Here is a 12875-nt window from a genome sequence, read left to right on the forward strand (position 1 = left end):
GTGCGGCGATAGATGAGAGGTACTCCGGCCTATAGCAAGAGCAAGACGGAGAACACTCATGGCCGTAATCGACAGTACCACCAAGGGCCGCACGCCCGGACACGGCATCACCAAGGAGGAGCGAAAAGTCATTTTCGCGTCGTCCCTGGGCACCGTATTCGAATGGTATGACTTCTATCTGTATGGCTCTCTAGCCGCGATCATCGCCAAGCACTTCTTCACCGGTGTAAACGAGACCACGGCGTTCATCTTCGCCCTGCTCGCCTTTGCCGCGGGCTTCGCCGTCAGGCCTTTCGGCGCCATTGTGTTCGGCCGGTTGGGTGACATGATCGGGCGCAAGCACACTTTCCTGATCACCATTGTGATCATGGGGGTCTCCACCGCCATCGTCGGCTTCCTGCCCGGCTACGCCACCATCGGTGTGGCGGCGCCGGTCATCCTGATCACTCTGCGCCTGTTGCAAGGCCTGGCGCTGGGCGGTGAATACGGCGGCGCGGCGACGTACGTGGCCGAACATGCACCGCCCGGCAAACGCGGTTACTTCACCTCGTGGATTCAGACCACCGCGACCCTCGGCCTGTTTCTGTCACTGCTGGTGATTCTTGCCTGCCGCACCTTGCTCGGCACCGAAGCGTTCGAAGCCTGGGGCTGGCGGATTCCGTTCCTGCTGTCGATCCTGCTGCTGATTGTCTCGGTGTATATCCGCCTGCAACTCAGTGAGTCGCCGGTGTTCAAGAAAATGAAGGAAGAAGGCAAGGCGTCCAAGGCGCCGCTGACCGAATCCTTCGCCCGTTGGGGCAACCTGAAAATTGTCATCATGGCGTTGCTCGGCGGGACCGCCGGCCAGGCCGTGGTCTGGTACACCGGGCAGTTCTATGCGCTGTTTTTCCTACTGCAAACCCTGAAGATCGATCCGCAAACCGCCAACCTGCTGATTGCCGGTTCACTGCTGATCGGCACCCCATTCTTCGTGATATTTGGCAGCCTGTCCGACCGCATCGGTCGCAAGGGCATCATCATGGCCGGCTGCATCCTGGCGGCGCTGACTTACTTCCCGATCTTCCACGCATTGACCCAGTACGGTAACCCCGACGTGTTCGTGGCGCAGGAGAAGAACCCGGTCACGGTGATCGCCGATCCGGGCCAGTGCTCGTTCCAGTTCGACCCGGTGGGCAAAGCCCGATTCACCAGTTCATGCGACCTGGCCAAGAGCTTGCTGGCGAAGCGGGCGATCCCCTACAAAAACGAGAAGGCTGAACCGGGCACGGTCGCGCAGGTGCGTATCGGCGACAAAGTGGTCCAGAGTTTCGAGGGCACCAGCCTGCCGGCCGCCGACTTCAAGACCCGCAACGACGCCTTTACCGCCACCCTCACCACGGCCCTGAAGGAGGCCGGTTACCCCGAGAAGGCTGACCCGGCGAAGACCAACTACCCGATGGTGTTGCTGCTGCTGACCCTCCTCGTGATCTACGTGACCATGGTCTACGGGCCTATCGCCGCGTGGCTGGTGGAACTGTTCCCGGCGCGCATCCGCTACACCTCGATGTCGCTGCCGTACCACATCGGCAACGGCTGGTTCGGCGGGTTTCTGCCGACAGTGGCCTTCGCCATGGTCGCGGCCACCGGGGATATTTATTACGGGTTGTGGTATCCGATCATGATCGCAGTGATGACGGCGATTCTCGGCACGTTGTTCCTGCCGGAAACCAAGGACCGTGAGCTTCATCACACCTGAGATGCGCAGCCGCCCTCTCCTGCCGGGAGAGGGCTTGGCGGGTTCATTTGACCAGTCGTTTTTCCTTCGATGGCCGGTAGCCGAAGTATGAGCTGTAGCACTTGCTGAAATGGCTCGGCGAGACAAACCCGCACGCCACCAGCACGTCCACCTGGGACAACTCGGTGTGCTGCAAAAGCCGACGCGCCTCGGTGATGCGCAGTTCCATGTAATAGCGCTGCGGCGTGGTGCCCAGTTGTTCCTTGAACAGGCGCTCCAGTTGCCGACGTGACCGGCCGGCGTAGACCGCCAGTTGTTCCAGTTCCAGCGGTTCTTCAAGGTTGGCATCCATCAGCTTGACCACCTCGCGCAACGGCGCGCTGACGCAAATATTTTCCGCCGGTTTGATCCGCCGGTAGCGCGATTCTTCAAACGCCAGAATGTCTTCAATGCCCTCGACCAGGGCTTTATCGTGGAGCATCTTGATCCAGTCCAGCGCCATGTGGAAAGCCCCGGAGGGGCTGGACGCCGTCAGTCGGTCGCGATCAATCACGTAGGGTTCGCTGGTGACCTGCGCCGCTTTGGACACTTCCGCCAGTGCGGGTCGATGTTCGGGGTGAATGGCGCAACGATAACCGTCCAGCAGCCCGGCGCTGCCGAGGAACCAGGCGCCATTCCACAGCCCGGCCAGGGTGACGCCGCGCTCCGCCGCCGCTCTGAGCAGGTGTACGAAGTCATCGGCAGCCTTCAGCTCCGTGCGGTAGCCGCCACACACCACGAGCAGGTCCAGTTGCTGGATCGCCGCGGCATCGAAACGCGCGTCAGGCCGGATCACCAGGCCCAGGTCACTGACCACCTCGCCGTCATGCAAGCCAAACGTTCGCGAGGCGAACAGGCCGGGGCGCAATAGATTCGCGGTGACGATCGTATCCAGTGCCTGGGTGAACGCCGGCAGCGAGAAGTGTTCGAGCAGCAAAAAGCCTGCGCGCGTCATCGGCACAGGCTTGTCCGCAGGCTCGTTGAGATAGCGGAGGTTTTTACCCTTCATGCCGCCGCTGAATTGCCGTCGTTCGATCAATGTCCGACCCACTCGATTAGTGTCAAAACCCGTGGAGCCATTATGCGACAGATCAGGCGGGCTGGAAGCCGGTCGACGTCAGGTTGGCGAGGCTGCGTGCCTTTTTGTCCACTGAGCGTCTTCAGAGATTGCGCGACAGCGCCCGTCGTACGCTGTCGCTGTTCAGCGCAGGGCTTTGTGCCGGAGCATCGACGTTGGTCTGAATCGCTTTCGCTTCGTCAACCGGGCATTCTTCCGCAATCACGATGTCTGTCTCGACAAAGAGCTCTCCCTGGGCAGAAGGTTGCCCCACTTGGGCAGGACTTGGCGTCCGGCGGCGATTACCGGCCAGGGTGTGCAGTTTGTCGATGTAGGCATTCAAATCGCTGACCAGCAGTTTCTTGCGCTGGGAGCCCTGATACCACGCGTAGCAAAAATAGCCCGCCCCCGCCAGGATGCCCAGCCCGCCTGTTGCAAGCCCCCCGACGCATAACCCGGACACGATCATCAAGGTCTTCCAGTTGAAAGGCGCCAGTTCCAGCTCGGTATGCAGCGCGTTGGCGTCACGCAACACCCAACGTTTGGACGCCGTGTGGTTCTGCAAAAGGGTGTGCAAGGGCGAACCATCCTTTTTCAACGCACTGATCAACGAGACTTCCTGACCCGTGCGTAATGGAATATCCACGCCACGCAGCTTTACATCGTGCTCAACGCCGTCCGGGGTCTTGACCCAGAACTCATGATTGATAATCGACACCGAACTGATACGCACAGGCGTTACTTCACTGTCCTTGCCGTTCACATGGACGCCACCGGTGGACGTCACGCGGGTTTCACTGAGCTTTTCGCTGCCCACCACTTCACCGCTCAAGACTGTGAAAACAACCGTTGTATCGCCATGGGTGAAGGTGTGCATTTTCGATTCCTTGAAAGGTCCACGTTGGTCGAAGTACAGGATAAACATACGTATGCGGCGGATGCTACTAAGCAGCCATCAGGCTGTCCAGAAACCGCGGCCGCTGGTGCGAAGGTGATGCTATCGCGAGCAGGCTCACACCTGCAGGGGGGTTGGGGTGGGTTGTAGATTTGGGTTCAGTGCTGGCGCAACCACTCGATAAACAACGCAAACAACTCCGACTGCGACCCGACTTCCAGTTTCAAATACAGGTTCTTGCGGTGCATGCGCACTGTCTCCGGCGAGATGCTCATCTGGCTGGCCGTGGATTTCACCGAATGCCCCCGGAGCACCATGTGCGCCACTTCCCGCTCACGCTCGGTCAACACGTCGCAGCCAAAGTTTTCGAAGGCAGACTGCACGCGATGCTTCAGATCGTCACTTTCAGCGACTGTGCTTTGCGCCAAGCCGCGACGACCAAACTCACTGATGAATTCCCGAACCAACGGCTCCACCGCGCGCAACAGATTCAGCTGCTCCGCCCGCAGGCTTTCCCCGCCAAATCCCTGAAACAGGCTGACCGAGACTTGGCTGTCATGCCCCGTATCGATCAGGTAAAAACTGTCCTCGGAACACCCGGCCTTCAAGTAATAAGTCTTGTAGTACTCGGTGTCGAAGAAGTTGTCCGGGGCGATTTCCTCCAGGTGATAAAACCCTTCGGCCAGCCCCTGCTCTACCGCCAGGCAAAACGGGTCGAGCAAGTAGCCGCCGGAAAAATAGCGGTCGATGATCGAGTCCCGATACTGCTCCGGGATACCGCGCTGGTACAGCAACTGCGGCGCGCGGTCCTTGTGTTCGAGGCTGATCATCACCGATTCGATGGACACCAGATGCCCGAACGCCGATGCCAGGTAATGCAGCGCATCAGGCGCGTCGACATGGGCGAATGCCTCGCGCATGTCACCGTGCCATTTGTGCAAGGCCCCGAAGGGCAATGCGATCAGCGTATCGTCGTTGGGTTTGCTCATGCCCCGCAGTCTAGCGGGAGAACCGACACCGGGTAACCGCCGATTGATCGAACTCATTGGCCGACGTACTGCCCGCTTTTTTCAAGCTCGGCCGCCACTTCAAGAATGCACACCCGCAGGATCTCGACGATGTCATCGACCTGGGCGCACGTCAGGATCAGCGGCGGCGACATGACATTGAGGTGCATGATCGGCCGCACCAGCAACCCTCGGGCCTGCGCCCGGGAGTGAATCATCTCGCCGATATTGACCTCATCGTCGAACAACGCCTTGGTGCGTTTGTCGGCCACGAACTCCACGCAGGCCATGAACTTCTGGCAGCGCACATCGCCCACCAGCGGCAAGTCGCTGAGGGTTGCCAGCCGTTCTTCAAGATAGGCGCCGACCCTCTCGACATGCTCCAGCAGGTGTTCGCGCTCGATGATCTCGATGTTTTTCAGCGCCGCCGTGCAGCACACCGGATGGCCGCTGTAGGTGAAGCCGTGGGTAAAACAGCGGCCCTTGCCGGGCTCGGCGATGACTTTCCAGATACGGTCGGAAAAGATGCACGCGCCCAGCGGCAGATACGCCGAGGTCAGGCCTTTGGCCGTGGTGATGATGTCCGGCTGCACATCAAACAGATCATAAGAGGCGAAGAATTTGCCCAGACGCCCGAACGAGGTCACCACTTCATCGGCGACAAACAGAATGTCGTAGCGCTGGCAGACTTCCCACATGCGTTTCAGATAACCCTTGGGCGGGATGATCACCCCGCCCGAGCCCATGATCGGCTCGGCAAAGAAGCCCGCGACCTTGTCCGCGCCGATGGCCAGGATCTTGTCTTCGAACTCCTTGACCAGAAACTCGAGAAACTGCGCCTCGTCCATGCCGTCCGGTGCGCGGTACGGGTTCGGGTTGGAGACGTGGTGGATCTTGTCGTTGGCGTAATCGAATTCCGGCACGCGGTCGGCGGCTTTATTGCCGATCGACATCGTCAGCGTGGTGGAGCCGTGATACGCATTAAACCGGGCGATAACATGCTTCTTCTCCGGTTTGCCACGGCAATTCTGGTAGTACTGGATCAACCGATACGCGGTGTCGACGGCGGTGGAGCCGCCGGTGGTCAGGAGCACATGATCGAGATCGCCCGGCGCCAGGCTGGCGAGCTTTTCGCACAACTGGATGGCGACGTTGTTGGACATGTCGGAAAACGGATTCGAATACGCCAGTTGCCGCACCTGATCGGCAATCGCCAGAGCCATTTCCTCGCGGCCCAAACCGATATTGGTGCACCACATGCCGCCGACGGCATCGAGAAAACGGTTGCCGTGCGCGTCGTAAATATAAGCGCCGTCACCGGCCACGATGTTCAGCGCGCCCTGTTCGGCGTGCTCGTCGAACACGTGGTAGCCGTGCATGTAGTGGGCCTTGTCGGCCTTGATCAACTGGGCGTCATCAACAGCCGGCAGTGCTTTCAACGTTGGAGTAGCCATACAAAAACCTCGAACCGAAGGGTTAAACGATCAGATCCCGCTCTTCACCGTGCTCCAGACGCGGGTGATGGCGCGCATTTCCCTGGCGTCCTGAGTCTTTTGCGGAAACAGGCGCTGGCGGGTTTCTTCATCGGGGTAGATCGCCGGATTGCTGCGCACATCGGCATTCAGCAACGGCGTGGCCGCCGCGTTGCTGTTGGCGTAGTGGATGTAGTCGGTGACGTCCGCCATCACTTGTGGCTGCATCAAGTACTCAAGGAACTTGTGCGCGTTGGCCACGTGCGGCGCGTCGGCGGGGATGTACATGTTGTCGAACCAGATCAGCGAACCTTCCTTGGGAATGAAGTACGCCAGCTTGATCTTCAATTTGGCCTCTTCGGCGCGGGCCATGGCGGTGGCGTAGTCGCCGGACCAGGTCATGGCCATGCAGACATCGCCGTTGGGCAGGCTGGTCAGGTAGTTCACCGAATCGAACTTCCTGATGTAGGGCCGAACGGACAGCAACAAGTCCTGCGCAGCTTTCAAGTCTTGCGGCGACGCACTTCGCGGGTCTCGTCCGAGGTACTTCAAAGCCAGCGGAATCACTTCGGTGGGCGCATCGACCAGGGTGACGCCGCAGTCGGCGAAGCGCGAGACGATTTTCGGGTCGAAGATCATCGCCAGCGAACCGATCGGCGCGTCCGGCATGCGTTCCTTGATCTTGTCGACGTTGTAGGTGATGCCGTTGCTGCCCCAGGTGTACGGCGCGGAATACACGGTGCCGGCATCGAAGCCCTGCAAGTCCTGCAAGACTCTCGGGTCAAGGTTGGCCCAGCCCGGCAGCAACTTCTTGTCCAGCGGCTGGAACACTTTGGCCTTGATCAAGGGTGGCGCAAGGGAGGCATTCAACACCACCAGATCGTAACCGGAGTGCCCCGTCAGCAACTTTGCCTGGACGGTTTCGTAGGCATCGAACGTGTCGTAGATCACCTTGATCCCGGAGGCTTTCTCAAAGTCGGCAATGGTCTTTTCGCCGATGTAGTCCGCCCAGTTATACAACCGGAGCGTATTGTTTTCGTTCACGTCAGTGGCGGCGTGCACATTGAGTGTCAGCGGAACTAGCAACAGACTGGAAATCACCATGAGGGCCTTGCGCATAGCAAATTCACCTTATCAAGCGAAGTCGGTTCTGGACGACCGGTTGATGCCACTATTGAGCGATAGGGCCAACGGCGCCATACCCCGAATGGGTGTGTGAGCCGTTTTGCCGGTCAGCGCTGCGGCCAAAACATGGCAAAAAGCAGCAGTTTCGTTGACTCGTTTTGTCATAGCTCCCGCGCCCGTCGGGCGCTTAGAGTGGCTGCCGGACAAAACAGGCGGGGCATTCCATGACTGAGCTGATCAAACAACAACGTAACGAAGGCGTCTTGACGCTCACGCTCAACCGCCCCGACAAGCTCAACGCGCTGAACAACAGCCTGTACACGCAGTTCGCCGACCAGTTGCTGGCCGCAGACGAAGACGCCGATGTCGGCGTGATCGTGATCACTGGCGGCACCACCTGCTTTACCAGTGGCAACGATCTGGCGGACTTTCTCGAGCATCCGCCGACCCATCTGGACAGCCCGGCGTTTCGCCTGATGAATGTCGTCATTCACCTGAAAACCCCGTTGATCGCCGCCGTGTGTGGCGCGGCCATCGGTATTGGCACCACCCTGCTGCTGCATTGCGATCAGGTGCTGGTGACGCGGAACGCCAAACTGCGCGTGCCGTTCGTCAACCTGGGCCTGTGCCCGGAGTTCGGTGCCAGCCTGTTATTGCCGCGCCTGATCGGTCACGCCCGCGCCGCCCGTCTGCTGCTGTGGGGCGACAGCCTCGACGGCGCTACGGCGGTTGCCTGCGGCCTGGCCAACGAGCTGTTCGACGACGGCCAACAATGCCTGGACGCCGCACAAAACCTGGCTCGACGCCTGCTCGCCTTGCCGCAGGATTCACTGCGCCAGACCCGGCAACTGCTCAAACAGGCGTCGCTGCCGGAGTTGCAAGCCACTATTCGTCAGGAAAACCTGTTGTTCATCGAACGCCTCACGACACCTGAAGCGCAAACAGCGTTGACCGCCCTACTCAATCGCAGTACAGAAAAGCATTCACCAAGAGGAAAGCCGTAATGAACACCCCGGATATTTTTGTGGTCAGCGCCGCACGTACTGCCATCGGCACCTTTGGCGGCTCGCTCAAAGACGTTCCGCTGGTCGACCTGGCGACCACGGCCGTCAAGGCCGCCCTGCAACGCTCCGGCGTAGACCCGGCACAAGTTGGCCATCTGGTGATGGGCAGCGTGATCCCGACCGAAACCCGCGATGCCTACATCTCCCGCGTTGCCGCGATGAACGCCGGCATCCCGAAAGAAACCCCGGCCTACAACGTCAACCGCCTGTGCGGTTCCGGCCTGCAAGCGATCATCAATGCCGCGCAAACCCTGATGCTGGGCGATGCCGACATCGTCGTCGGTGCCGGTGCCGAATCCATGAGCCGCGGGCCTTACATCATGCCGGCCGCCCGTTGGGGTGCGCGCATGGGCAACATCCAGGCCATCGACTACATGCTGGGCATCCTGCATGACCCGTTCCACGGCATCCACATGGGCATCACCGCCGAGAACGTCGCCGAGCGCAATGGCATCACCCGTGAAATGCAAGACGCCCTGGCCCTGGAAGACCAAAAGCGCGCAGCCTTCGCCATCGCCAACGGCTACTTCACCGAGCAAATCGTTGGCGTGGAAATCCGTGATCGCAAGGAAACCAAGCTGTTCAGCGTCGACGAACACCCACGCGCCACCTCGCTGGAACAACTGGCGGGCATGAAGCCGGCGTTCAAGAAAGACGGCTCGGTGACGGCCGGCAACGCTTCCGGCCTGAACGACGGCGCCGCTGCGCTGGTCATGGCCACCGGCGCCGCCGTGCAAGCCAACAACCTGCGCCCCCTGGCCCGTCTGGTCAGCTACGCCCACGCCGGTGTTGAACCGGAACTGATGGGCCTCGGCCCTGTGCCGGCCACCCGCCTGGCGCTCAAGCGTGCCGGCCTGACCGTCGCCGACATGGACGTGATCGAAGCCAACATCGCCTTCGCCGCCCAGGCCTGTGCCGTCAGCCAGGAACTGGACCTCGACCCGGCCAAGGTCAACCCGAACGGTTCGGGCATTTCCCTGGGGCATCCGGTCGGCGCGACCGGCGCGATCATCGCCACCAAAGCCATCCACGAACTGCACCGCACCAACGGCCGTTATGCGCTGGTGACCATGTGTATTGGTGGTGGTCAGGGGATTGCGGCGATTTTCGAACGCGTTTAAGCGCCAACGCGATGCCCGGCGCAACGCCGGGCGTCGCAGCCGCTTGATGATTTTCTTCCGCGTCGCAATCCATCAGCCCCGCCACTTCCTCGCACCCTGGATGGAAACCATTCGACGACCGGCAGCAAAAATCATTTGCCAGTAAATATTACATACATCATATTACCTGCGTAATAAACACCCGTTTCCTACAGGTAAACCCCATGACCCGCATGCCCAGCCTCGAATCCGACCTAGCTGTCCCGGTGAGCACACCCAAGCCTCCCCTGCTCAAACGGTTGATCCTGCTGACAGCGGTGGTCGCTGCTCTGGTTGCGGGCGGACTGTATGCCTCTCACTGGTGGACAGCCGGTCGTTTCATCGAAGAAACCGACGATGCCTACATTGGCGGCGACGTCACGGTGATCGGCCCGAAAGTCGCCGGGTATATCGACGAAGTGTTGGTCACCGATAACCAGAAAGTGAAGGCCGGCGATGTGTTGATTCGCCTCGACTCCCGCGACTATCGCGCCAATCTCGCCAAGGCTGAAGGCGCAGTCGCTGCCGAAGAAGCTTTGCTGGCCAATCTCGACGCTACTGAACAATTGCAATACGCGGTGATTGGCCAGGCGCGTGCCGGGATCGATGCCGCTGGCGCGGAAACTGCCCGCTCGCGGGATGACAATGCCCGCTACAAAAAACTGGTGAGTACCAACGCGGTCTCGGTGGAAAGCGCTCAGCGCGCTGATGCTACGTTCAAAACCGCTCAGGCTATCAGCTCGCGGGCTCAGGCTGAATTGTTGGCTGCGCAACGTCAGTTGAACGTGATCGAAACCCAGAAACAGCAAGGCCGCGCGGCGCTGATGCAGGCTCGGGCAGAACGGGATCTGGCGCAACTGAACGTGGGCTACACCGAACTCAAGGCCCCGGTCGACGGCGTAATCGGCAATCGCCGGGCGCGGGTCGGCGCGTACGCGCAGGCCGGTTCGCAGTTGCTGTCGGTGGTGCCGTCCAGCGGTTTGTGGGTGGATGCCAACTTCAAGGAAGATCAACTGGCGCGGATGATTCCGGGGCAACGCGTGGTCATCCATGCGGACGTACTGTCGGGACAGGAATTCCACGGGCATCTGGGCAGTCTCGCGCCCGCCAGTGGCTCGCAGTTCAGCGTGTTACCGCCGGAGAACGCCACGGGCAACTTCACCAAGATCGTCCAGCGCGTGCCGGTGCGCATCATCCTCGACCCGGCCGACGGCGTGCTCGGTCACCTGCGTCCAGGCCTGTCGGTGACGGCTGAAGTCGACACCCGAAAAAGCGCTGAAACCGCTGAAACCGCTGCCGTGGCCAGTGCACCATGAGCCGCGCGCTCGCCGTCCCTGCACAGCCGCTCAACCCCGCCAACATGGCGACGGCGACCAAGGTGTTCGCCTTCGCCAGCATGTGCATCGGCATGTTCATTGCGCTGTTGGACATCCAGATCGTTTCGGCTTCGCTGCGTGATATCGGCGGCGGACTTTCGGCCGGGACCGACGAAACAGCATGGGTGCAGACCAGTTACCTGATTGCCGAGATCATCGTGATTCCGCTTTCGGGTTGGCTCTCACGGGTGTTTTCGACCCGCTGGCTGTTTTGCGCTTCGGCGGTCGGTTTCACCCTCGCCAGCCTGCTGTGCGGCGTGGCCTGGAACATCCAGAGCATGATCGCCTTCCGCGCGTTGCAAGGTTTTCTCGGCGGTTCGATGATCCCGCTGGTGTTCACCACGGCATTCTTTTTCTTCACCGGCAAACAACGCGTGATTGCCGCCGCCACCATCGGTGCGGTGGCTTCGCTTGCACCGACGCTGGGGCCCGTCATCGGCGGCTGGATCACCGACGTTTCGTCTTGGCACTGGCTGTTCTACATCAACCTGGTGCCTGGGATTTTCGTCGCCGTGGCCGTGCCGATGCTGGTGAAAATCGACCAGCCGGAATTGTCGCTGCTCAAGGGCGCCGATTACCTGAGCATGGTGTTCATGGCGCTGTTTCTCGGCTGCCTGGAATACACCCTCGAAGAAGGCCCGCGCTGGAACTGGTTCAGCGACAGCACCATTCTCGCTACCGCCTGGATCAGCGGCCTCGCCGGCCTGGCCTTTATCGGCCGGACCTTGCACGTCGCTAACCCGATCGTCGATCTGCGCGCCTTGAAAGACCGCAACTTCGCCCTCGGCTGTTTCTTCTCGTTCGTCACCGGGATCGGCCTGTTCGCCACCATTTACCTGACGCCGCTGTTTCTCGGCCGGGTGCGTGGCTATAGCGCGCTGGACATTGGACTGGCGGTTTTCTCCACCGGGGTGTTCCAGATCATGGCGATTCCGTTGTACGCCTTTCTGGCCAACCGCATCGATCTGCGCTGGATCATGATGACCGGCCTCGGCCTGTTCGCTTTGTCGATGTGGGATTTCAGCCCGATCACCCATGACTGGGGTGCCAGAGAGTTGATGCTGCCGCAAGCGTTGCGCGGGATTGCCCAGCAATTGGCGGTGCCGCCGGCGGTGACGTTGACCTTGGGTGGTCTGGCGCCGGCACGGCTCAAACATGCTTCAGGGTTGTTCAATCTGATGCGCAACCTGGGCGGCGCCATCGGCATCGCCGCGTGTGCGACGATCCTCAACGACCGCACCAACCTGCATTTCACCCGGTTGGCGGAACACCTGAACAGCACCAACGAGGCGTTGAACCAGTGGCTGTCGCAAGTCGGCAACAACTTTGCCACCCTCGGCCAAAGCGGTGACACGAGCGCCACCGCCAGCCTGCACCAACTATGGCTGTTGACCTACCGCGAAGCCCAGACACAAACCTATGGCGAGGCGTTTTTGATGATCATGGTCTGCTTCATCATCGCCACGGCGATGGTGCCCTTGATGCGCAAGGTGCAACCACCGGCCGCGCCGTCAGCAGACGCTCACTGATCAGGCTTGAGGCATTTTGCGGAAACCAATCGCCAAGCGGTTCCAGGCGTTGATCGTGGTGATGGCCACGGTCAGGTCGACCATTTCTTTCGCGCTGAATTCGGCAGTGGCGAGCTCGTAGTCTTCGTCCGGCACGTGAGTCTGGCTCACCAGTGTCAGGGATTCGGTCCAGGCCAGTGCCGCACGTTCACGCGGAGTGAAGAAAGGCGTTTCACGCCAGGCCGACAGCGTCGCCAGACGGCGCTCGTCTTCACCACCCTTGCGGGCATCGGCGCTGTGCATGTCGAGGCAGAAGGCGCAGCCGTTGATTTGCGAGGTGCGCAGCTTGACCAGTTCGATCAGGTTCTTTTCCAGCGGCAGTTTCGACACCGCGGTTTCCAGGGCGATCATGGCTTTGAGCGCGTCTGGGGAAGCGGTGTAGAAATCGATACGAGGTTTCATGGTGGACTCCGAGAGCA

The 12875-nt window shown here is 60.6% G+C and carries 11 protein-coding genes; 5 read left to right on the forward strand and 6 right to left on the reverse strand.

Features of this window, described 5'->3' with window-relative positions; translation table 11 throughout:
• Window positions 1-58 precede the first annotated feature (58 nt).
• Window positions 59-1735 carry an MFS transporter gene (locus NL116_RS20890; protein ID WP_494373839.1) on the forward strand — a complete coding sequence of 559 codons (1677 nt, stop codon included), beginning with the start codon at window positions 59-61 and terminating at the stop codon, window positions 1733-1735.
• A gap of 43 nt (window positions 1736-1778) precedes the next feature.
• On the opposite strand, the gene NL116_RS20895 is transcribed toward NL116_RS20890, so the two are convergent.
• The 5 genes from NL116_RS20895 to NL116_RS20915 form a co-directional block, all read right to left on the reverse strand.
• Window positions 1779-2792, reverse strand: coding sequence for a GlxA family transcriptional regulator (locus tag NL116_RS20895; protein WP_494373840.1), 1014 nt, complete (start codon window positions 2790-2792; stop codon window positions 1779-1781).
• A 121-nt stretch (window positions 2793-2913) separates the two neighbouring features.
• The gene (locus NL116_RS20900) at window positions 2914-3687 is read right to left on the reverse strand and encodes a hypothetical protein (RefSeq protein ID WP_494373841.1); all 774 of its coding nucleotides are present in this window, start codon (window positions 3685-3687) and stop codon (window positions 2914-2916) included.
• A 176-nt stretch (window positions 3688-3863) separates the two neighbouring features.
• Window positions 3864-4751, reverse strand: coding sequence for a helix-turn-helix transcriptional regulator (locus tag NL116_RS20905; protein ID WP_494373842.1), 888 nt, complete (start codon window positions 4749-4751; stop codon window positions 3864-3866).
• Entirely contained in the window at window positions 4748-6166 is a 1419-nt protein-coding gene (locus NL116_RS20910) for an aminotransferase (protein WP_494373843.1), read from the reverse strand. Before NL116_RS20910 ends, NL116_RS20905 begins: the two co-directional genes overlap by 4 nt.
• A gap of 30 nt (window positions 6167-6196) precedes the next feature.
• The gene (locus NL116_RS20915; protein ID WP_494373844.1) at window positions 6197-7303 is read right to left on the reverse strand and encodes a polyamine ABC transporter substrate-binding protein; all 1107 of its coding nucleotides are present in this window, start codon (window positions 7301-7303) and stop codon (window positions 6197-6199) included.
• A 230-nt stretch (window positions 7304-7533) separates the two neighbouring features.
• Here NL116_RS20915 and NL116_RS20920 point away from each other — a divergent pair, with 230 nt between their 5' ends.
• From NL116_RS20920 to NL116_RS20935, 4 genes are all read left to right on the forward strand, one after another.
• Window positions 7534-8313, forward strand: a complete 780-nt coding sequence (locus NL116_RS20920; protein ID WP_494373845.1) for an enoyl-CoA hydratase — start codon at window positions 7534-7536, stop codon at window positions 8311-8313.
• Window positions 8313-9494, forward strand: a complete 1182-nt coding sequence (locus NL116_RS20925; RefSeq protein ID WP_494373846.1) for an acetyl-CoA C-acyltransferase family protein — start codon at window positions 8313-8315, stop codon at window positions 9492-9494. Before NL116_RS20920 ends, NL116_RS20925 begins: the two co-directional genes overlap by 1 nt.
• A 203-nt stretch (window positions 9495-9697) precedes the next feature.
• The gene (locus tag NL116_RS20930) at window positions 9698-10828 is read left to right on the forward strand and encodes an HlyD family secretion protein (RefSeq protein ID WP_494373847.1); all 1131 of its coding nucleotides are present in this window, start codon (window positions 9698-9700) and stop codon (window positions 10826-10828) included.
• Entirely contained in the window at window positions 10825-12417 is a 1593-nt protein-coding gene (locus NL116_RS20935) for a DHA2 family efflux MFS transporter permease subunit (protein WP_494373848.1), read from the forward strand. Before NL116_RS20930 ends, NL116_RS20935 begins: the two co-directional genes overlap by 4 nt.
• Here NL116_RS20935 and NL116_RS20940 read toward each other — a convergent pair whose 3' ends face one another.
• Entirely contained in the window at window positions 12418-12858 is a 441-nt protein-coding gene (locus NL116_RS20940) for a carboxymuconolactone decarboxylase family protein (protein WP_494373849.1), read from the reverse strand.
• Window positions 12859-12875: the final 17 nt, after the last annotated feature.

Source organism: Pseudomonas sp. FBCC-B1667 (assembly GCF_059133255.1).